Genomic DNA, 20,205 nt, shown 5'->3' with positions numbered 1-20,205 from the left:
CCGAAGCTGGCCGACCCGCGGCTGCGGCTGCGACTGGGCACCGCCCTCACCCTGGCGCTGTTCGCCGCCATCGGTATCCGGCTGATCTTCCTCCAGGCGGTGGACACCCCGGCGTACGCCGGCGGCGGCGTCGCCGACCGGACCCGCACGGTCGAACTGCCCGCGCCGCGCGGCGCGATCTACGACTTCAAGGGCGAACCGCTGGCGCACAGCGTCGAGGCGCGGTACGTGTTCGTCGACCCGACCGAGATCAAGGACGGGGTCGCCACCGCGAAGGCGCTCTCCCCGCTGCTCGGCATCCCGGTGTCGAAGCTGACCGAGCTGATGAAGCCCCGCAAGCTGGAGAACGGCGTCCCGTCCCGGTTCGAGTACCTGGCCCGGGGGGTGGAGATCCAGACGGCCAAGCAGGTGATGGCGCTGGAGCTGCCCGGCATCGGGGTGCACCGCGACGAGCGCCGGGAGGTGCCCGGCGGTGACCTCGCGGCCAACCTGATCGGCTTCACCAGCCAGGACATGGACGGGCTGGAGGGGCTGGAGGCCCGCTACGACGAGTTGCTCGCCGGGCAGGACGGCAGGCGGGTGTACGAGGCCGGCCTCGGTGACCTCGCGGCGCCGATCCCGGGCGGCTACAGCAAGACCACGCCGGCCAAGCCGGGCAGCTCGATGAAGCTCACCATCGACCGTGACCTGCAGTTCCGCACCCAGCAGATCATGAAGGCGGCGTTGGCCACGCACCCGGGCAGCACCGCGGCGGCGGTGATCATCGACGTGCCCACCGGTGACGTGCTGGCCCAGGCCAGCCATCCCACCTACGACGCGGCGAAGCCGATCCCCAGCGACCCGGTCGCCCGGGAGGACGCGGCGACCAGCTTCGTGGTCGACCCCGGGTCGGTGCACAAGGCCATCACCTTCGGCGCGGCGCTCCAGGAGGGGGTGATCACCCCGGACACCACGCTGCCCATCGCGAACAGCATCAAGAAGGGCGACACCTGGTTCTCCGACACCCACCAGGCCAACGGCCGGCGGATGAGCGTGCCCGGGATGCTCGCCTACTCGTCGAACGTCGGCACGATCACGATCGCCGACCGGCTCGGCCGGGACCGGTTGATCGACTACCAGAAGCGGTTCGGGCTCGGCCAGCCCACCGGCGAGGGGATGCCCGGCGAGGCCAGCGGACGGCTGTTGCCGGCCGAGGAGTGGAGCGAGTCCTCGGAAGGGTCGGTGCCGATCGGGCACAGCGTCGACGCGACCCCGCTGCAGATGGCGGCCGCCTACGCGGCGATCGCCAACGACGGCACCTACGTCCAGCCGCACCTGCTGAAGGAGGCGATCGACCCGGACGGCAAGGTCACTCCCGCGCCGGCCCCGGTGACCCGCTCGGTGCTCAGCCCGCAGAACGCGGCGGCGCTGCGCCACATGCTGGAGGCGGTCACCACGGTCGAGGACGCCACCGGCGTGACCGCCGCCGTCCCCGGCTACCGGGTCGCCGGCAAGACCGGCACCGGCTGGCGGTTGGTGGACGGCAAGAAGCAGCCCGGCGAGGTGTCCTCCTTCATCGGGATGGCGCCCGCGGAGAAGCCCCGGTACGTGATCGCGGTCTTCGTGTACGCGCCCGGCGGTGGGGGTGCCGCCGCCGCTCAGCCGGCGTTCCGCGACATGATGCAGTTCACGCTGCGTCACTACCGTGTACCCCCGTCCACCGGCGGCTCGGCGCCCAAGTTCGTGGTCTATCCGCGCTGAGCAGCGACGGCGGGACATCATCGGTGAGTGCCGACGAACCACCGGGGCGGCTGTGCGGCCGGAACCGGACGACCGGGTAGGGTCTGACGCCGTGCCCGGCAATCCACGTCCACGTACCGTGACCGGAGTCCGGCTCGGCGATCTCGCCGTCCGGCTCGCCGTCGACCTTCCGGCGGACGCCGCCGGTGTGGTCGTCGCAGGGGCCACCCACGCCAGCCAGGAGGTCCGGCCCGGCGACCTGTACGCGGCCCTGCCCGGCGCTCGCCGGCACGGCGCGGAGTTCGCGGCCGGCGCCGCCGAGGCGGGCGCGGTGGCGGTGCTGACCGACCCGGCCGGCGCGGAGCTGGTGGCGGGGACGGGCCTGCCCGTCCTGGTGGTTCCCGACCCGCGCGCGGCGCTCGGCGAGGTGGCCTCGGCCGTCTACGGCGACCCGACCGCCGGGCTCACCGTGATCGGCGTGACCGGCACCGCCGGCAAGACCTCCACCGCGTACCTGATCGAGTCGGGGCTGCGCGCCGCCGGGCACACCACCGGGTTGATCGGCACGGTGGAGACCCGGCTCGGTGACCTGGTGATCGACAGCGTGCGCACCACCCCGGAGGCGACCGACCTGCACGCCATGCTGGCCACGGCCCGCGAGCGTGGGGTCACCGCGGTGGTCATGGAGGTCTCCAGCCACGCTCTGGCCATGGGCCGGGTGGGCGGTGTCCGGTTCGCCGTCGGCGGCTACACCAACTTCGGTTCCGACCATCTGGACTTCCACGCCGACAGCGCCGACTACTTCGCCGCGAAGGCGCAGCTCTTCGACGGCCGGTGCGCGGTCGAGGTGCTCAACCACGACGATCCCGCGCTGAAGCCGCTGTACAAGCCGGCGACGGTCACCTACTCGGCGGCCGGCGACCCGGAGGCGACGTGGTGGGCCGACGGCGTGAACGGCGAGGGCTACGCCCAGCGGTTCACCGTGCACGGCCCGGACGGGCTGGTCCTGCCCGCCGCCGTGGCGCTGCCGGGGCGGCACAACGTGGCCAACGCCCTGCTGGCGATCGCCGCGCTGGTCGGCGCCGGGGTCGACCCGGCGACGGCGGCGGCTGGCGTGGCAGCCTGCGGGGGCGTGCCCGGCAGGCTGGAGCTGGTCGACGTCGTCGGGCCGGTGCGCGGGGTGGTCGACTACGCGCACAAGTCCGACGCGATCGTCGCCGCGCTGGCCGCGCTGCGGGAGCTGAGCGCCGGCCGGCTGATCTGCGTGATCGGGGCCGGCGGGGACCGGGACCGGGGCAAGCGGCCGGTGATGGGCGCCGCCGCGGCGGAGGGAGCCGATGTGGTGCTGGTGACCGACGACAACCCGCGCACCGAGGACCCGGCGGAGATCCGCGCCGAGGTGCTCGCCGGGGCGTACCGGGCCGGCACCGCCGCCCGGATCATCGAGGTGGCCGGCCGGCGGGCCGCGATCGACGAGGCGGTCCGGCTGAGTGACCCGGGCGACGTGATCGCCCTGCTCGGCAAGGGCCACGAGCGTGGCCAGGAGGTGGACGGCGAGGTGCTCCCGTTCGACGACAGAAGCGAGCTGGCCGACGCGCTGCGGGCCCGCTTCGGTGACCTGGCGGGTCAGCGGTGATCGCGCTGAGCCTGGCCGAGGTGGCCGCGGCGGTCGACGGCCGGCTGGTGGCCGCCGACCCGGCCGCCACCGTCACCGGCCCGGTCGAGTTCGACTCGCGCAAGGTGGCCCCCGGCTCGCTCTTCGTGGCCTTCCCGGGGGAGAAGGTCGACGGGCACGACTACGCGGCGGCGGCGGTGGCCTCCGGTGCGGTGGCGGTGCTCGGCACCCGCGAGGTCCCCGGGGTGCCGATGGTGCTGGTCGCCGACGCGCTGACCGCGATGGGCCGGCTGGCCCGCGCGGTGGTGGACCGGCTGCCCGGGCTGACCGTGGTCGGGCTGACCGGCTCGTCCGGCAAGACCACCACCAAGGATCTGATCGGCCAGCTCACCGCCCGGCTCGGGGCCACGGTGGCGCCGCCCGGCTCGTTCAACAACGAGCTGGGGCACCCGTACACCGCGTTGCAGGCCGGGCCGGACACCCGCTACCTGGTGCTGGAGAAGGGCTCCCGCGGGGTGGGGCACGTGCGCTACCTGTGCGAGGTGGTGCCCCCGAGGATCTCCGTGGTGCTCAACGTCGGGACGTCGCACATCGGGGAGTTCGGCTCGCAGGAGACCATCGCCCTGGCCAAGGGGGAGCTGGTCGAGGCGCTGCCGTCCGACGGCCTGGCCGTCCTGAACGCCGACGACCCGCGGGTGGACGCGATGGCGAGCCGCACCCGGGCCCGGGTGGTCCGCTACGGCGAGGCACCGGACGCCGACGTGCGGGCCGAGGACGTCACGCTCGACGACCGGGGGCGCGCGTCGTACACCCTGGTCACCCCTGAGGGCAGTGCGCCGGTGCGGCTCGGGCTGACCGGCCGCCACCAGGTCTCGAACACCCTCGCCGCGGCGGCGGTCGCCCGGGAGCTGGGCATGCCGCTGGCCGACCTGGCCACGGCGCTCGGCGAGCTGGGGCTGGTCTCGACCCGGCGGATGGACGTCTTCGACCGCCCCGACGGGGTGACCGTCATCGACGACTCGTACAACGCCAATCCGGCGTCGATGTCGGCGGCGCTGAAGGCGCTCGCCACGCTCGGCCGGGGTCGGCGTACCGTCGCGGTGCTCGGTTACATGGCCGAGCTGGGCCCGTTCGAGCGGGACGGCCACGCTGAGGTCGGCCAACTCGCGGCCGAGCTGGGTGTCGACCGGCTGCTCGTGGTGGGCGAGCCGGCAGCGCCGATCCATGAGGGCGCGACAGCGGTAGGGAACTGGGGAGGAGAGTCGGTGCTGCTCACCGATCAGGCGGCGGCCGTCGAGGTGCTGCGGGGCGAGCTACGGCCGGGCGATGTCGTCCTGGTCAAGGGCTCCCGGTACCGGACGTGGGAGGTGGCCGACGCCCTGCGCGCCGACGCCGCCTCCGGGAACGGAGCTGCCGCGTGAGGGCGGTCATCGTCGCCGTCGGGGTGGCGTTCCTCGTGTCGCTCTTCTGCACCCCGATCGCGATCAAGGTGTTCACCCGGCTCAAGGCCGGCCAGCCGATCCGGGCCGAGGGCCCGGCCATGCACCAGACCAAGAAGGGCACGCCCACGATGGGCGGCGTGGTCTTCATCCTGGCCACGGTGATCGCGTACGTGGCCGGGCACCTGGCTCTCACGACCCTGCCGGACGCGCAGATCGCCCAGGTGGAGCCCACCATCACCGCACTGGTGCTGCTGGGGCTGATGGTCTTCTCCGGTGCGGTCGGCTTCCTCGACGACTTCCTCAAGGTGCGCAAGCGCAACAGCGCGGGGCTGAACAAGCGCGGCAAGCTCCTCGGCCAGATCCTGGTCGGCGCGGTCTTCGGCGTGGTCGCGCTCTACTTCCCGAGCACGATGACCGACGCGTCGGGCGCGGTGACCAACACCGAGACGGTGGGCAGCACCACGCTGAGCTTCATCCGGGACATCGACGCCCTGGAGGTCAGCAAGATCGGCGCCGTCATCATCTTCATCTTCGTGGTGATGGGCGCGACGAACGGTGTGAACCTCACCGACGGCCTGGACGGTCTGGCCACCGGCGCCTCGGTGATGGTGCTCGCCGCGTACGCGTTGATCGCGTTCTGGCAGTACCGGCACTGGTGCGCCGACCCGAACTACACCCAGCCGTACTGCTACTCGGTGCGTGACCCCTTGGAGATCGCCCTGATAGCCGGGGCGGCCGCGGGAGCCTGTGTCGGCTTCCTGTGGTGGAACACGTCCCCGGCGCGGATCTTCATGGGTGACACCGGCGCGCTGGGGCTGGGCGGCCTGATCGCCGGCATGGCGATGTCCACCCGGACCATCCTGCTGCTGCCGATCATCGGCGGGCTCTTCGTGATCATCACGATGTCCGTGGTGATCCAGATCATCTCCTTCCGGACCACCGGCAAGCGCGTCTTCCGGATGTCGCCACTGCAGCACCACTTCGAGTTGGCCGGCTGGAGCGAGGTCAACATCGTGGTCCGGTTCTGGATCATCGCCGGCATCGGCGTGGCCATCGCGTTGGGCCTGTTCTACAGCGAGTTCCTCGCCAACATGACCTGACCGGCGCACGCCGGCCAGCACACCTCGGCCCCCGGTCCCGCCCGCGGCGGACCACCGGGGGCCGTGGCGTGTCCGCCCGACACGCCGGAGGCGCCGTTGTGGGCGTGCCCGGCGCGCACAGCGGTGATGATGTCCGGGTGGGGGAGGAACCAGGCACCGAGGACAGGACAGGCGGCCGGCCGCGACGGGCACCGGGCGCGTCGCGTACCGCGTCGCCGCGCGGACCGGACGGCAGGCGCGGGCCGGACGACCCGCGTGGCCCGGACGACAGGCGCGGACCGGCACCGGGCGCCGCGGGGCGTGAGCCCGAACCGGCCGCTGCCGTGCCGCTGCGCGGGCTGGACGCCGCGGGCGGGCTGGCCGCGCTGCGCGGCCTGCTGGACCGGCCGCTGGCCTCCTACTACCTGCTGCTGTCCAGCGCCGGTCTGCTGCTGCTGATCGGGCTGACCATGGTCTTCTCGGCGACCAGCGTGCGGGACTTCGCCGAGGACGGCAACGCGACCGCCTCGGCGGCCAAGCAGGCGATCTTCGCGGTGATCGGCATCGGCGCCTTCTGGGCCTGCCAGCGGCTCCCCGCCAGCACGTACCGGGCGCTGGGCCGCCCGCTGCTGTTCACCTCGGTGGGACTGCTGCTGGTGCTCAACCTGCTGCTCGCCTACGCCCGGCTGACCGGGCAGGACTCGGCCCAGCTCGGCCCGTTGCGCGCCGAACTGCTCTGGCTGTTCGTCGGCGGGATCCAGCTCCAGCCCTCCGAGTTGGCCAAGTTCGCGCTGGTGCTGTGGGGCGCGCACGTGATCGTCCGCAAGGGTGCGGCGCTGGGCTGGTGGCGGGAGTTGGCCACCCCGCTCTTCCCGGTGATCGGCCTGCTCTTCGTCCTGGTCGGCTACAACGACGTCGGCACCATGCTGTGCCTGCTGGCCCTGGTGGTCGGCCTGCTCTGGGCCGCCGGGGTGCGGATGCGGGTCTTCGGCGCGCTCTCGGTGGCCGGCCTGGCCGGGATCGGCCTGCTCATCGCGGTGGCCTCGCTGGGCGCCGGTTCCGGCGAGCAGGGCAAGGAGAACTACCGCTTCGCCCGGCTCACCTACTTTCTCAACCCGCCGCCGCCGCAGGAGTGCGGTGACCCCTGCTACCAGATCTACCAGGGCCGGCTGGCGATCGAGCACGGCGGCTGGTTCGGCGTCGGCCTGGGCAAGAGCAGCCTCAAGTGGGACTGGCTGCCCGCGGCGCACAACGACTTCATCTTCGCGATCATCGCCGAGGAGCTGGGCGTGATCGGCTGCGGCGTGGTGCTCGCCCTCTTCGCGGTGCTCGCGTACACCGGGCTGCGGATCGCCCGGCGAGTCGACGATCCGTTCCGCCGGCTCGCCGCCGCCGCGGTGACCACCTGGCTGGTCAGCCAGGCCGTGATCAACATCGGTGGGGTGGTCGGGCTGCTGCCGATCACCGGCCTGCCGCTGCCGTTCATCTCCGACGGCGGAAGTGCCCTGGTCGTGACGCTGGCCGCGATCGGGATGCTGGCGTCGTTCGCGCGCGCCGAACCCGATGCGGCCAGAGCACTGCATGCCCGTCCGCCGGCCCGGTGGGTCCGACTACTCTGGGCCCCGTTGCCGCCGCTTCCCGGCCGGCGTCGCCGGCCGGCGACGCCGCCGGCTGGCCGAGGGTCCGTGCCCCGGTCCCGCGAGCGGCGACAGGACGACCAGGCCGCACCGCGCGGCGTCCGGCAGGGCCGGAGTCGCGCGGGTTCGGCGAACGAGAGGAGACGCTGATGGGTCCGCTGCGTTCGGTAGTGCTCGCGGGAGGTGGCACCGGGGGTCACATCTACCCGTTGCTGGCCTTCGCCGACTGCCTGCGCCGACACGACCCGGGCGTCCGGATCACCTGCCTCGGCACACCCAAGGGCATGGAGAACGAGCTCATCCCGCCGCACGGCTACGACCTGCGCCAGATCCCGGCGTACCAGCTGCCCCGGTCGGTGAACATGAACCTGGTCCGTACCCCGGGCCGGATGTGGACCGCGGCCCGCGCCGCGGGCAAGGTGATCGACGAGGTCCAGGCCGACGCGGTGGTCGGCTTCGGCGGGTACGTCTCGGTGCCGGCCTACCTGGCCGCCTGGCGCCGGGAGCTGCCCATGGTGATCCACGAGGTGAACGTGCCGCCGGGCGTGGCCAACCGCCTGGGCATGAAGTTCACCAAGAACATCGCGGTCGGCTTCCCGCACCAGCCCAGCCAGGCCGAGTCGTTGCGCGACGCCCGCGTGGTCGGGGTGCCGCTGCGCCGCGCCATCGCCGGGCTGGACCGGTACGCGCTGCGCAACGCCGCACGCGCCCACTTCGGGCTCCGCCCCGACCTGCCGGTGCTCTTCGTCGCCGGCGGCTCGTCGGGCGCCCGCTCGATCAACCTGGCGGTCTCCGGGGCTGCCAAGGAGCTGGCCCGCAACGGCGTGCAGGTGCTGCACGTGATGGGCGCCCGCAACGAGCCGGTGCCGATCCCCACCGACCTGCCGGTGCCGTACGTGACGCTGCCCTACCTGTCGGAGATGGAGCTGGGCTACGCCGCCGCCGACCTGATGCTGGCCCGGGGTGGGGCGATGACCGTCGCCGAGGTGGCCGCGATCGGGCTGCCCACGATCTACGTGCCGTACCCGCACAGCAACCAGGAGCAGAAGCGCAACGCGCTGCCCGTGGTGGAGAGCGGTGGTGGCCTGCTCGTCGACGACGCGGAGCTGACCCCGGACTGGCTGGAGCGCACCGTCATTCCGCTGATCCGCGACCCGCAGCGGCTGTACGGCATGGGCGCGGCGGCGGCGGCGTACGGACGGCGCGACGGTGACGAGGCGCTGCGGGCGTTCGTCATCGAGGCGGTGGCCCGATGACCGCGCAGTTCACCCCCGCCGGCACGCTCACGGCCGAGGACCTGGGCACCATCCACCTCATCGGGGTGGGCGGGGTCGGCATGAGCGGGCTCGCCCGGCTCTTCCTCACCCGGGGCATCCCGGTCTCCGGCAGTGAGCTGCGCGAGTGGCCGTCGCTGGCCGGCCTGCGCGCGCTGGGCGGGACGATCCACATGAGCCACGAGGCGACCAATCTCGACGGCGTGGACACCGTCGTCTACTCCTCGGCCATCCCGCAGGACCACCTGGAGATGGTCGAGGCGCGCCGGCGTGGCCTGCGGGTGCTGCACCGCTCGGAGGCGCTCGCCGCGGCGATGACCGGCCGCCGCGCGGTGGCGGTCGCCGGCACCCACGGCAAGACCACCACCACCTCGATGGTGACCATGGTGCTCCAGCAGGCCGGGGTGGACCCGTCCTTCGTGATCGGCGGGGAGATCTCCGAGGTCGGCTCGGGCGCCCACCACGGCACCGGCGAGCACTTCGTGGTCGAGGCGGACGAGAGCGACCGCTCGTTCCTCATCTACCGCCCGTACGTCTCGATCATCACCAACGTCGAGGCGGACCACCTCAACACCTACGGCGACTACGCGACGCTGGAGGCGGCGTTCGTCGAGTTCGCCCGGCTCACCGACCCGGACGGGTTCATCATCACCTGCGCCGACGACCCGGGCGGGCGGCGGCTGGCCGAGACGCTGCGCGCCGAGGGGCGGCGGGTGTACACGTACGGCGAGGCGGCCGACGCGGACCTGCGACTGAGCGACATCGTCTCGTCGGCGCGCGGGGTGCGGTACCTGGCCGCGATCGACGGCCGGTCGCTGGGCGAGTTCCGGTTGCCGGTGCCGGGGCGGCACATGGGCCTCAACAGTGCCTCCGCGGTGCTGGCCGCGTACCTGCTGGACCTGCCGTTGCAGGCGGCGGAGGCCGCGCTGGCGGTCTTCCCGGGCGTGCGGCGGCGCTTCGAGCGCAAGGGCGTCGCGGACGGCGTGCTGGTCTACGACGAGTACGCCTACCACCCGACCTCGATGACGCTGGCGATGCAGACGCTGCGCGAGGTGGCCGGGGACGGGCGGCTGATCGTCGTCTTCCAGCCGTACCGGCTGTACCGCACCCGCGACTCGCAGGCGGAGATCGCCGAGGCGCTGGCGATCGCCGACGAGGTGGTGCTGCTGGAGGTCTTCGGGCCGGGTGAGCTGCGCCAGCCCGGTGAGGGCTCGGCGGCGCTGATCGAGGCGGTGGCGCTGCCCGCGGAGCGGAAGGTCTTCGTCGACTCGTGGGAGGCGGCGCCGGTCGAGGTGGTCCGCCGGGCCCGCCCCGGGGACGTGGTGGTGACCATGGGCGCCCCGCCGATCTCGCTGATGGGTGACGAGCTGCTGGCCGCCCTGCTCGCGCGTACCGCCGGCTCCGCGCCGACCGCGACCGTCGACCCGGTGGCCTCCACCGGGGTGGTCGGTGGCGCGGTGGCCGGCGGTTCCACCGCCGGTGGCGACGGAGCGGCCCTCGGTGGCACCGCCGCACCGGACGGCGCGGCGCCCACGGCCGGATGAGTCCCGGCCCGGCCCGAGGGCGGACGAGCGCCGCCGACGGCGGCGCTCCGCGACGCGGTCCGGTCCGGCGTTGGCAGCTGGTCCGGGCGGGCAGCGACGCGGTGCCGCCGTCGACCCGGCGGTTCATGGCCCGCGCCCGGCAGCGTCGGATGCGTGCGGCACTGCCGTGGGCGGTGGCCGCCGGCGTGCTGGCCCTGGTCGGTCTGGTCGCCTGGACGGTGCTCGGCACCGGGCTGTTCGGGGTTCGCGAGGTGAAAGTGGAGGGTGCCGTCCTGGTCAGCCCCGTGCAGGTGCGCGACGCGGTCGGGGTGGCCGACGGGGTGCCGCTGGCCCGGGTGGACCTGGCCGCCGCGGCCCGCCGGGTCGGCACGCTGGCGCCGGTGGAGCGGGCCACGGTGTCCCGGGACTGGCCGGGCGGGCTCGTGGTCCGGGTGACCGAGCGGACCCCGGTCGCGGCGGTGCCGCAGGGGGAGGCGTTCGCCCTGGTCGACCGGACCGGGGTGGCGTTCCGGACGGTGCCCCGGCGCCCCGCCGAGCTGCCGCTCGTGCGGGTGGCCCGGCCGGCCGTCGACGACCCGGGCACCCGCGCCGCGCTGGAGGTGCTCGTCGCGCTGACCCCGCAGCTGCGCTCCGAGCTGGTGGAGGTGAGTGTGGAGGGACTGGCGCGGATCAGCCTGCGCCTGCGCGGGGACCGGACGGTCGTCTGGGGTGACGCGACCCGGGGTACGGACAAGGCGCGGGTGGCCACGGCACTGCTCGGTGAGGACACCGACCGGATCGACGTGAGCGCGCCGGACGTGGTGACCTTCCGCTGACCGGGGGGGCGGCCCGCGAGGTGCGGGGACGTGACTCATCGCGCTCCGGCGGGCGACACGCCGGTCGGGTCCTTGGCTCATCGGGCGGCGGCGCTTACGTTGCCCCGAAGAGGATCAGTGGTTGACATAACTGTAAGCCTCTAGTAGAGGGTGAGGGTTCAGCTCTGATCCTCATGGTTGCAGCTGTCGTCGGCCGCTGGGCAGGCCACGCCGTACCCGGTCGGCCGAAGCCAATCTCGAAGGGAAAGGACCGGAGATGACACCTCCGCACAACTACCTGGCGGTCATCAAGGTCGTCGGCATCGGGGGTGGCGGCGTCAACGCCGTCAACCGGATGATCGAGGTTGGGCTCAAGGGCGTCGAGTTCATCGCGATCAACACCGATGCCCAGGCGCTGCTGATGAGTGACGCCGACGTCAAGCTCGACGTCGGCCGCGAGCTGACCCGTGGACTGGGCGCCGGGGCCAACCCGGACGTCGGCAAGAACGCCGCCGAGGACCACCGCGACGAGATCGAGGAGGTGCTCAAGGGCGCCGACATGGTCTTCGTGACCTGCGGCGAGGGCGGCGGCACCGGCACCGGCGGCGCGCCCGTCGTGGCGAACATCGCCCGCAAGCTCGGCGCGCTGACCATCGGCGTCGTGACCCGGCCGTTCTCCTTCGAGGGAAAGCGCCGCCAGGTGCAGGCCGAGACCGGGATAGACGAGCTGCGCAACCAGTGCGACACCCTGATCGTCATTCCGAACGACCGGCTGCTGGCACTCGGCGACCGCGGCATCAGCATGATGGACGCGTTCCGCACCGCCGACCAGGTGCTGCTCTCCGGTGTGCAGGGCATCACCGACCTGATCACCACCCCGGGTCTGATCAACCTGGACTTCGCCGACGTCAAGAGCGTCATGAGCGGCGCCGGTAGCGCGCTGATGGGCATCGGCAGCGCCCGCGGCGAGAACCGCGCCGTCGAGGCGGCCGAGGCGGCCATCTCCAGCCCGTTGCTGGAGCAGAGCATGGACGGCGCGCGGGGCGTGCTGCTCTCCATCGCCGGCGGCTCCGACCTGGGTCTGTTCGAGATCAACGACGCGGCGCAGCTGGTCACCGACGCGGCCCACCCGGACGCCAACATCATCTTCGGCGCGGTGATCGACGACGCGCTCGGCGACGAGGTGCGGGTGACGGTCATCGCGGCGGGTTTCGACGGGGGCACCCCGGCCTACAAGGCGGCCGAGCCGGCCCGCAAGACCAACACCAACCAGCCGGCGCCGCAGAGCGCTCCGGTGGCGGCGCCGGTCACCATGCCGGCACCGACCCAGTCCCCGCGCCGGGTGCTCTTCGACGACGTGGACGTGCCCGACTTCCTCAAGAACGGGTCCTGAGCACCGCCGTGACCGACAGCTCAGCCACGGTACGACCCGACCGGCGTGCCGAACTCGCGGCCGGCCTGGCCCAGGTCCGGGCCCGAATCGCCGACGCCTGCGCCGACGCCGGCCGGGACCGTGCCGAGGTCACGATGATCGCGGTGACCAAGACCTACCCGGCCGGCGACGTACTGGCGCTGGCCGGGCTCGGGGTGACCGACATGGGGGAGAACCGCGACCAGGAGGCGGCCGGCAAGGCCGCCGAGGTGGCCGCGGCCGGGGTGAGCCCGCGCTGGCACTTCATCGGCCAGTTGCAGCGCAACAAGGCTCGCTCGGTGGTCCGGTACGCCGATGTGGTGCACTCCGTCGACAGCGTCCGGCTGGCCCGGGCGCTGGGCACGGCTGCGGCCGACCGGGAGCGACCGTTGGCCGCCCTGGTGCAGGTGAGCATCGACGGCGACCCGGCCCGGGGCGGCGCGCTGCCCGACTCGGCCGACCCGGGCGTCGGGCTGGAGCCGGTGGCCGAGGCGGTGGCCGACTCGCCGGCGCTGCGGCTCGCCGGCCTGATGGCGGTGGCGCCGCTGGGTTGGGCGCCGGAGCGGGCCTTCGCCCGGTTGGCCGAGGTGGCCGAGGCGTTTCGCGCGGTCCACCCGGGAGCGAGCGCGTTGTCCGCTGGAATGAGCGGCGACCTGGAAATCGCGATCCGATACGGCGCGACACATGTCCGCGTCGGTAGCGCGTTACTCGGAATGCGCCCCACGCTGCGGTAGCCTGACCGCGAAAGAAGCAAATTACATCAGTGTTGTTTCAGGGACGGCGTCTCCTTGTCGGGGGTCGTGGCGCGCGACGCGAATCGCGCGCCAGGGGATTGCCGTTCCGGTCCGATGGGCATGGTTGTCCACTCGCGACGGGCGACATGGCACGGGGGCGCGTGCCGCACGGCGGACGGAAGGGCGCGGGATGGGTGCACTGCGCAAGGCGGGGGTCTGGCTCGGTCTGGTCGAAGAGGACGACGAGCGGGCCTACGACGACGGTGGCTACGACAAGGGTGGCTACCGCGACTCGCGGTACCGGCAGAGCCGGTACTCCGAGGAGTTCGCTGACGAGGACGACGAGGACGCCGAGGAGCCACCGGCTCCCCGGCCGCGGGCCAGTGAGCGCGGTCGGCTCTCCGAGCGTGCGAACGGGCGGCTCGGCGACTCCGACCGGGGCGACGGCGAGCGTCCGGAGCGGGCCGAGCGGTCCAGCGTCCGGTCGATCACCCGGTCGTCGGCCGGCGAGACCTCCGGCGCGTTGACCTACCACACCCGGGACAACCTCGCCCTCGCGCCGCAGGCCAGCGTGCGTGAGCGTGCGGTGCCCGAGGAGGAGCAGCGCTACCAGATCACGACGCTGCACCCGACCACCTACCGGGAGGCGCGCACCATCGGTGAGCACTTCCGTGACGGCGTTCCCGTGATCATCAACCTCACCGAAATGGATGAGGCCGACGCCCGCCGTCTGGTTGACTTCGCCGCCGGTCTGGCGTTCGGGCTGCGCGGTACGATCGAGCGCGTGACCAATCGGGTGTTCCTGCTCTCACCGGCCAATGTCCAGGTCACCGCGGAGGACAAGGCCAAGATCGCTGAGGGCGGCTTTTTCAGTCTGAGTTGATCCCGCCCGACCCGAGGGACGTCGCTGACCGTGTTGTCGATCTTACTGCAAGTGTTGTACCTGATCCTTTATGTCTTCCTGCTCCTTCTTCTGTCCAGGTTCGTGCTGAGCGCCGTCCTGCAGTACGGCCGCCGGTGGCAACCGGGGCGTGGAGCATCGGCAGGACTGGAATCCGTGTGGAGCGTCACTGATCCCCCTCTCAACGCGTTGAGGCGTGTGATCCCTCCGCTGCGAATTGGTACCGTGAGCATCGACCTGGCCTCCCTTGTGCTCCTGGTTATCCTGTTCGTGCTGATGGAGTTCGTGTTAGGGCCGTCGATCAGGGCATCTGCCTGATGACCGACGCGCTTTCGCGGCCGCAACTGACCCGAGGAGTTTCGATGCCGCTGACCCCGGCCGACGTCCACAACGTCGCCTTCAAAAAGCCGCCGATCGGCAAGCGGGGGTATGACGAGGAGGAGGTCGACGCCTTCCTGGACGAGGTCGAGCGCGAGCTCGCCCGTCTCATCGAGGAGAACAACGAGCTGCGCGCCCAGGTGGAGCGCGGCGGCCGTGGCGGTGCCCCCGCCGGCCCCGGCGGCGACGCCCGACTTGCGGCGGAGCTCAACGACGTCAAGGCCCAGCTCGACCGGGTGCAGCGCGACAAGGCATCGGCCGAGCAGGCCGCCCGCGCCATGCAGGCCGAGCTGGAGCAGGTCCGCGCGACCGGCGGCCCGGCGGTCACCGGTGACGGTGAGCAGCAGGCTCTCCGGGTGCTGATGATGGCCCAGCGCACCGCCGACGACCACGTGTCCGACGCCCGCCGCGAGGCCGACCAGCTCCTGTCCGAGGCACGCGGCAAGGCCGAGGAGGTGACCCGCGAGGCTCGCGCGAAGGCCGACGCCCTCGAGCGGGACGCCCGCCAGCGGCACCAGGAGGCCATGGGCGGCCTGGACGCCAAGCGCACGGCGCTGCAGAAGCACATCGAGGAGCTCAAGCAGTTCGAGCGCGAGTACCGCACCCGCCTCAAGGCGTACCTGGAGAGCCAGCTGCGTGACCTCGACGGTCGCGGCCAGGGCCTCGAGGCCGAGATGACCCGCTCCGAGGCAGGCCGGGTTGCCGGTGGCAACGGGCTGGCCGCCGCGGGTCTCGCCGGTTCGTACGGCGGCGGGCGCTCCGGCGCCCTCGAAGCCGGACGCTGAGCACCGGCCGGCGATCGCGTCCGCCGATGGTGACGGTCGCCGGCCCCGCCTGGACGGTACGACGCGGCGGGGGTGAGCCGTGATAGTCGCAAGTCTCCTGCTCATCCTCGTCGCGGTGGTGCTGCTGGTGCTCGGCCTGGCCGGTGGCTCCAGCGTCATGTTGGTCATCTCCATCGCGGCCAGTCTGCTGGCCGCCGTGGCGTTGGTGGTGGGCGCCCGCCAGGCAGCCGCCAACCGCGCGACGGCGGAGCCCGGTCAGGCCGGCCGGCGGCATCCCGCAACGCCCCGCACGGCCAACCAGGCCGGACCGGGTGTCGCGTACGGGCCACCGCTGGTCGAGCCGGACGTGCCGGTCCAGCACGTGCCCACGACGGTCGGAACCGGCGGCACCGGGTGGCGGCAACCACCCGAGCCGCCGGCCGACCACGAGACGTCCCCTGCCGCACCCGTCAGTCCGGCGTCGCCCTTCGCGGCGCCAGCGGACGGGGATCCACGCGTCGACGCCGAGGCGGCGGACGACGAGCCGACCGCGCAACCGATCACCCCGGCCGAGGCGGCCCGGGTGGCCCGGTTGCCCGACCCCGTCGAGGTCGTGGACGGTCGGCCCCGGTACCACCTCGCCGAATGCCCCCACCTGGTCGGCCGGGTGCCCGAGACGCTGCCGGTCGCCGAGGCCGTCGAGCTCGGCTTCACCCCGTGCGGGCACTGCGCGCCGGCCACCGCCCTGCTCGCCGACGCCCGGCCGATCTGAAACGCGCCCATGCCCGCGCAGGACACGCTCACCGTGGCGGTACGGGTGAAGCCCGGCGCGTCCCGGGACCGGGTCGGTGGCCGGTTCGACGGCCCGCACGGCCCTGCCCTGGTGATCGCCGTGCACGCTCCCGCCGTGGACGGTCGCGCCACCGAGGCCGCCCGCCGGGCGTTGGCCGGGGCGTTGGGTGTCCGGTCGGCGGCGGTGTCGCTGCGTACCGGCGCGGCCAGCCGCGACAAGCTCTTCCTCGTCGACCGTCCCGGCCCCGAGCTGTCCGACGTGCTGCGCCGACTGCGCGACGGATCCGCCGGGTGAGGAACGCCCGGGCCAGGCAACCGTGACGCCCGGGCTGGATATCGCGCTGCTGCTCGGCGCTGCCGTGCTGCTGGTGGCGGTCGGCGCTGTTCGGCTCTCCACCCGGCTCGGCGTACCCAGTCTCCTGGTCTACCTGGCACTGGGCGTGGCGATCGGCGAGTCCGGGCTGGGCATCAACTTCGACGACGCCGAGCTGACCCGGACCCTCGGCTTCTGCGCGCTGATCGTGATCATCGCGGAGGGCGGCCTGACCGCCCGGTGGAGCACGTTGCGCCCGGTGCTCGGGCTGGCCAGCGCACTCTCCACGGTCGGCGTGCTGGTCAGCATCGGGGTGGTCGGCGTCGCCGTGCACCTGCTGCTCGGGCTGGACTGGCGGCTGGCGCTGCTCTACGGCGCGGTGCTCTCCTCCACCGACGCGGCCGCGGTCTTCGCCACCCTGCGCCGGCTGCGCCTGCCGCCCCGGCCGGTGGCCACGCTGGAGGCCGAGTCGGGCATGAACGACGCCCCGGTGGTGCTGCTGGTGGTGCTGCTGTCCCACGAGGGCTGGGCGCACCCGTGGTGGTACGAGGCCGGGTTGGTCACCTACGAGCTGGGTGTCGGGGCGGCGGTGGGCGTTGGCGTCGGCCTGGGCGGCACGTGGGCGCTGCGCCGGGCGGCGCTGCCGTCCTCCGGGCTGTACCCCATTGCCGCCGTGGGGATCACCGTGCTGGCGTACGCGGCCGGTGCGGTGCTGCACGCCTCGGGGTTCCTCGCCGTCTACGTGGCGGGTGTGCTGCTGGGCAACGCCCGGCTGCCGCACCGGCAGGCGATCCTCGGCTTCGCCGACGGGCTGGCCTGGCTGGCCCAGATCGGTCTGTTCGTGCTGCTCGGTCTGCTGGCCTCCCCGGGCCGGCTGGACGCGGCGGTCCTGCCGGCGGTGGTCGCCGGGCTGGCGCTGGTGCTGCTGGCCCGGCCGCTGTCGGTGTTCGTGTCGGCGCTGCCGTTCCGGGTCGGCCTCCGCGAGCAGGCGTTCCTGTCCTGGGCCGGGCTGCGCGGTGCGGTGCCGATCGTGCTGGCCACCATTCCGCTCTCCGAGCGGGTGCCGGGCGCGGAGCGGCTCTTCGACGCGGTCTTCGTCCTGGTAGTGATCTTCACGCTGGTGCAGACCGGGACGCTCGGGCCGTTCGCCCGCCGGCTGGGGATGACCGCGCCGGCCGAGGCCACCGAGATCCACGTGGAGACCGCCCCGCTGGAGCGGATGCGAGCCGACCTGCTCCAGCTGGAGGTGCCCCCGGGCTCGCGGCTGGCCGGTGTGCACGTCGACGAGCTCCGGCTGCCGCTGGGCGCCTCGGTCACCCTGGTGCTGCGCGACGGTGCGGGCTTCGTGCCCGGTCCGGACACCCGGCTGAAGACCGGCGACAGCCTGTTGATCGTGGCGACCGCCGGGGTGCGCGACGCCGCCGAGCGGCGGCTGCGGGCGGTCAGCCGGCGGGGTCGGCTGGCCCGGTGGTTTGGTGAGTACGGGGATGAGGTGCGGCCTTGATCTGCTAGCGTTCCTTTTGCCCCAGTTAGGCAAGGCTAGGGGCTCTTAAGCGGTGCGACGGTGCGGCACGTTGTCGGACGCCTGTACGTTCCGTATTCTTGCCAACCTCCGGAGTGCGCGGCCATCGTCGCTGCGCGCCCCTTTTCGTACATAGGGGACGCCCTGGTTGGCGCCCCCTGACCAGGCGCCGCGGACCATGCGGTGCCGCGGCCGAGGGAGCGACCCATGGCGAAGCCCGCCGACACCAGGACCGCCGGCCGCAAGCCGGTGGCCAAGGCCACCCGCAGCGCGGCGGAGACCGAGAAGATCCGTGCGGCGCTGGCGGCTCGGCGGGACGAGCTTCGCGCCGAGTACGATCAGACTCTGAGTGAGATCACCGAGCTGCAGCGCGATCGGCTGACCGACTCGGCCGGGGACGACCAGGCCGACACGGGCACCAAGACGCTCGAGCGGGAGCAGGAGATCTCTCTCGCCAACAGCATCCTGGAACGGATCACGCAGGTCGAGCGCGCTCTGGAGCGCCTCGACGAGGGTGGATACGGCTGGTGCGAGCGGTGCGGCAACCCGATCCCGGTCGAGCGCCTCGCCGCTTTCCCGTCCGCCACCCTGTGCGTGACGTGCAAGCAGCTGGAGGAGCGGCGCTGAGGTCCGCTCCCCGGCGGCGATGAGACGGTGAGCGATCACCGCCGAGACTGTCGATGGGGAGCGCATGACCGCAGCACCGTCCGCCGAACCCGGCCGCACCGACCCGGGCGGAGGTAGGGCCCGGCCCAGGGTCGTCGGGATCCTCGCCGCAGTCGCCCTGGTGGCACTGCTGGCCGACCTGGTCACCAAGCACCTCGCGCTGGCCGCGCTGACGGACCGGGAACCCGTCCGGCTGCTCGGCGGCCTGGTCTACCTGAGCCTGACCCGCAACAGCGGTGCGGCGTGGAGCATCGGCTCGGACCACACCTGGATCTTCCCGCTGATCACCATCGGCGTGGTCGGCTGGATCGTCTGGATGGCGCTACGGCTGCGCTCGCTGCCCTGGGCGGTCTCCCTCGGCCTGGTGCTCGGCGGCGCGCTGGGCAACCTCCTCGACCGGATCTTCCGGGCGCCCGCCCCCTTCCACGGGCACGTCGTCGACATGATCAGCCTCTTCGACGCGTACGGCCAGGTCTGGCCGGTGTTCAACCTGGCCGACAGCTCGCTGGTCTGCGGCGTGGTGCTGGCCGTGCTGCTGGAGCTGACCGGCCGCCAGCGTGACGGCCGGCGGGTCGGCCGCGACGGCGACCCTGTCGACACGAGCGCCACCCAAAGCGCCGACCAGCGGGAGCGGGCATGACCTCCGCGTTCGCCGGCGGCGGCGACCACCGCTCGCTGCCCGTCCCCGACGGCCTCGACGGGATGCGGCTGGACCAGGCGGTGTCCCGACTGTTCGGGCTCTCCCGCACCGCCGCCGCGGCCCTGGTCGATGCCGGGGACGCCCTGGTCGACGGCGCCGCCCGGCCGAACTCGCACAAGGTCAAGGCCGGCTCCTGGCTGGACGTCACGCTCCCCGCGCCGGTCGCGCCGCCGACCGTCGTGCCGCAGGCGGTGCCCGGCCTGCGGGTCGTGTACGCCGACGACGACATCGTGGTGGTGGACAAGCCGGTGGGCGTCGCCGCCCACCCGAGCCCCGGCTGGACGGGCCCGACCGTGATCGGCGCGCTGGCGGCGATCGGGCACCGCATCTCCACCAGCGGCGCCGCCGAGCGGCAGGGTGTCGTGCACCGGCTCGACGTGGGCACCACCGGGATCATGGTGGTGGCCAAGAGCGAGCAGGCGTACACCGCTTTGAAGCGGGCCTTCAAGTACCGCGAGGTGGACAAGGGCTACCACGCGGTGGTGCAGGGACACCTGGACCCGCTGCGCGGCACCGTCGACGCGCCGATCGACCGGCACCCCACCCACGACTACCGCTGGGCGGTGGTCTCCGGCGGCAAGCCGAGCATCACCCACTACGACACGCTGGAGGCGTTCCCGGCGGCCAGCCTGGTCGACGTCCGGCTGGAGACCGGCCGGACCCACCAGATCCGGGTGCACTTCTCCACGCTGCGGCACCCCTGTGTGGGCGACCTCACCTACGGGGCCGACCCCACCCTCTCGGCCCGGCTCGGCCTGGCCCGACAGTGGCTGCACGCCCGCGAACTGAGCTTCCTGCACCCCCGAACGGGGGACGAGGTCCGGTTCGTCAGCGACTACCCTGACGACCTGGAACGCGCGCTCCAGGTCCTGCGTGACTGAGCGGCGACCGCCCGACACCGATCCGACGAGGGGATCCCG

Annotated in this window: 19 protein-coding genes; all 19 read left to right on the top strand. The window is 73.0% G+C overall.

Translation table 11 applies throughout. From position 1 onward, the window contains the following. On the top strand, positions 1 to 1,740 hold a 1,740-nt coding region (locus ACTWLT_RS20325; RefSeq protein ID WP_445319743.1), incomplete at its 5' end, for a peptidoglycan D,D-transpeptidase FtsI family protein. Between the two features lie 52 nt (positions 1,741 to 1,792). After that, the gene (locus ACTWLT_RS20320; RefSeq protein WP_252418467.1) at positions 1,793 to 3,355 is read left to right on the top strand and encodes a UDP-N-acetylmuramoyl-L-alanyl-D-glutamate--2,6-diaminopimelate ligase; all 1,563 of its coding nucleotides are present in this window, start codon (positions 1,793 to 1,795) and stop codon (positions 3,353 to 3,355) included. Next, the gene (locus ACTWLT_RS20315) at positions 3,352 to 4,755 is read left to right on the top strand and encodes a UDP-N-acetylmuramoyl-tripeptide--D-alanyl-D-alanine ligase (protein ID WP_252418466.1); all 1,404 of its coding nucleotides are present in this window, start codon (positions 3,352 to 3,354) and stop codon (positions 4,753 to 4,755) included. Before ACTWLT_RS20320 ends, ACTWLT_RS20315 begins: the two co-directional genes overlap by 4 nt. Continuing rightward, on the top strand, positions 4,752 to 5,876 hold the full coding sequence (mraY, locus tag ACTWLT_RS20310) for a phospho-N-acetylmuramoyl-pentapeptide-transferase (protein WP_252418465.1): 1,125 nt from the start codon (positions 4,752 to 4,754) through the stop codon (positions 5,874 to 5,876). Before ACTWLT_RS20315 ends, mraY begins: the two co-directional genes overlap by 4 nt. 323 nt (positions 5,877 to 6,199) lie before the next feature. After that, entirely contained in the window at positions 6,200 to 7,642 is a 1,443-nt protein-coding gene (locus ACTWLT_RS20305) for an FtsW/RodA/SpoVE family cell cycle protein (protein ID WP_445319748.1), read from the top strand. Further along, entirely contained in the window at positions 7,642 to 8,748 is a 1,107-nt protein-coding gene (gene murG / locus ACTWLT_RS20300; protein ID WP_445319742.1) for an undecaprenyldiphospho-muramoylpentapeptide beta-N-acetylglucosaminyltransferase, read from the top strand. Before ACTWLT_RS20305 ends, murG begins: the two co-directional genes overlap by 1 nt. Continuing rightward, positions 8,745 to 10,310 carry a UDP-N-acetylmuramate--L-alanine ligase gene (gene murC, locus ACTWLT_RS20295; RefSeq protein WP_445319741.1) on the top strand — a complete coding sequence of 522 codons (1,566 nt, stop codon included), beginning with the start codon at positions 8,745 to 8,747 and terminating at the stop codon, positions 10,308 to 10,310. The genes murG and murC overlap by 4 nt, the downstream gene beginning before the upstream one ends. Beyond that, on the top strand, positions 10,307 to 11,125 hold the full coding sequence (locus tag ACTWLT_RS20290; RefSeq protein ID WP_445319740.1) for a cell division protein FtsQ/DivIB: 819 nt from the start codon (positions 10,307 to 10,309) through the stop codon (positions 11,123 to 11,125). Before murC ends, ACTWLT_RS20290 begins: the two co-directional genes overlap by 4 nt. A gap of 256 nt (positions 11,126 to 11,381) precedes the next feature. Continuing rightward, the gene (gene ftsZ / locus ACTWLT_RS20285) at positions 11,382 to 12,497 is read left to right on the top strand and encodes a cell division protein FtsZ (protein WP_252418461.1); all 1,116 of its coding nucleotides are present in this window, start codon (positions 11,382 to 11,384) and stop codon (positions 12,495 to 12,497) included. A gap of 8 nt (positions 12,498 to 12,505) precedes the next feature. Beyond that, entirely contained in the window at positions 12,506 to 13,249 is a 744-nt protein-coding gene (locus ACTWLT_RS20280; protein ID WP_445319739.1) for a YggS family pyridoxal phosphate-dependent enzyme, read from the top strand. 190 nt (positions 13,250 to 13,439) lie between these two features. Beyond that, on the top strand, positions 13,440 to 14,132 hold the full coding sequence (locus ACTWLT_RS20275) for a cell division protein SepF (RefSeq protein WP_252418459.1): 693 nt from the start codon (positions 13,440 to 13,442) through the stop codon (positions 14,130 to 14,132). 30 nt (positions 14,133 to 14,162) lie between these two features. Continuing rightward, positions 14,163 to 14,468 carry a YggT family protein gene (locus tag ACTWLT_RS20270; RefSeq protein WP_030334503.1) on the top strand — a complete coding sequence of 102 codons (306 nt, stop codon included), beginning with the start codon at positions 14,163 to 14,165 and terminating at the stop codon, positions 14,466 to 14,468. A 44-nt stretch (positions 14,469 to 14,512) separates the two neighbouring features. Further along, positions 14,513 to 15,313 carry a DivIVA domain-containing protein gene (locus ACTWLT_RS20265; RefSeq protein ID WP_252418458.1) on the top strand — a complete coding sequence of 267 codons (801 nt, stop codon included), beginning with the start codon at positions 14,513 to 14,515 and terminating at the stop codon, positions 15,311 to 15,313. Between the two features lie 79 nt (positions 15,314 to 15,392). Then, a complete protein-coding gene (locus tag ACTWLT_RS20260) occupies positions 15,393 to 16,064 on the top strand; it encodes a hypothetical protein (RefSeq protein WP_445319738.1) in 672 nt (223 codons plus the stop codon). Between the two features lie 9 nt (positions 16,065 to 16,073). Next, positions 16,074 to 16,379 (top strand): DUF167 domain-containing protein, encoded by a 306-nt coding sequence (locus ACTWLT_RS20255; RefSeq protein WP_445319737.1) that lies wholly within the window; start codon positions 16,074 to 16,076, stop codon positions 16,377 to 16,379. Between the two features lie 22 nt (positions 16,380 to 16,401). Beyond that, positions 16,402 to 17,901, top strand: coding sequence for a potassium/proton antiporter (locus ACTWLT_RS20250; RefSeq protein WP_445319736.1), 1,500 nt, complete (start codon positions 16,402 to 16,404; stop codon positions 17,899 to 17,901). A 225-nt stretch (positions 17,902 to 18,126) separates the two neighbouring features. Continuing rightward, positions 18,127 to 18,546: a TraR/DksA family transcriptional regulator gene (locus ACTWLT_RS20245; RefSeq protein ID WP_074313014.1), complete on the top strand. Its 420-nt coding sequence runs from the start codon at positions 18,127 to 18,129 to the stop codon at positions 18,544 to 18,546. A gap of 64 nt (positions 18,547 to 18,610) precedes the next feature. After that, complete coding sequence (gene lspA, locus ACTWLT_RS20240) at positions 18,611 to 19,225, top strand: signal peptidase II (protein WP_445319735.1); 615 nt, start codon at positions 18,611 to 18,613, stop codon at positions 19,223 to 19,225. Then, positions 19,222 to 20,166 (top strand): RluA family pseudouridine synthase, encoded by a 945-nt coding sequence (locus tag ACTWLT_RS20235; protein ID WP_252418453.1) that lies wholly within the window; start codon positions 19,222 to 19,224, stop codon positions 20,164 to 20,166. The genes lspA and ACTWLT_RS20235 overlap by 4 nt, the downstream gene beginning before the upstream one ends. The last annotated feature ends 39 nt before the right edge of the window (positions 20,167 to 20,205 follow it).

The sequence above is a fragment of the Micromonospora yongxingensis genome, from assembly GCF_052601155.1.
Note: the sequence above shows the minus strand (reverse complement) of the source record. Positions and strands in the feature narration are given on the sequence as shown.

What these genes read in the sequence shown, in the direction of transcription:
- murG (WP_445319742.1), top strand. Translation starts at nt 7,642, where the DNA reads ATGGGTCCGCTGCGTTCGGTAGTGCTCGCGGGAGGTGGCACCGGGGGT.
- murC (WP_445319741.1), top strand. Translation starts at nt 8,745, where the DNA reads ATGACCGCGCAGTTCACCCCCGCCGGCACGCTCACGGCCGAGGACCTG.
- ACTWLT_RS20290 (WP_445319740.1), top strand. Translation starts at nt 10,307, where the DNA reads ATGAGTCCCGGCCCGGCCCGAGGGCGGACGAGCGCCGCCGACGGCGGC.
- ftsZ (WP_252418461.1), top strand. Translation starts at nt 11,382, where the DNA reads ATGACACCTCCGCACAACTACCTGGCGGTCATCAAGGTCGTCGGCATC.
- ACTWLT_RS20275 (WP_252418459.1), top strand. Translation starts at nt 13,440, where the DNA reads ATGGGTGCACTGCGCAAGGCGGGGGTCTGGCTCGGTCTGGTCGAAGAG.
- ACTWLT_RS20265 (WP_252418458.1), top strand. Translation starts at nt 14,513, where the DNA reads ATGCCGCTGACCCCGGCCGACGTCCACAACGTCGCCTTCAAAAAGCCG.
- ACTWLT_RS20255 (WP_445319737.1), top strand. Translation starts at nt 16,074, where the DNA reads ATGCCCGCGCAGGACACGCTCACCGTGGCGGTACGGGTGAAGCCCGGC.
- ACTWLT_RS20245 (WP_074313014.1), top strand. Translation starts at nt 18,127, where the DNA reads ATGGCGAAGCCCGCCGACACCAGGACCGCCGGCCGCAAGCCGGTGGCC.
- lspA (WP_445319735.1), top strand. Translation starts at nt 18,611, where the DNA reads ATGACCGCAGCACCGTCCGCCGAACCCGGCCGCACCGACCCGGGCGGA.
- ACTWLT_RS20235 (WP_252418453.1), top strand. Translation starts at nt 19,222, where the DNA reads ATGACCTCCGCGTTCGCCGGCGGCGGCGACCACCGCTCGCTGCCCGTC.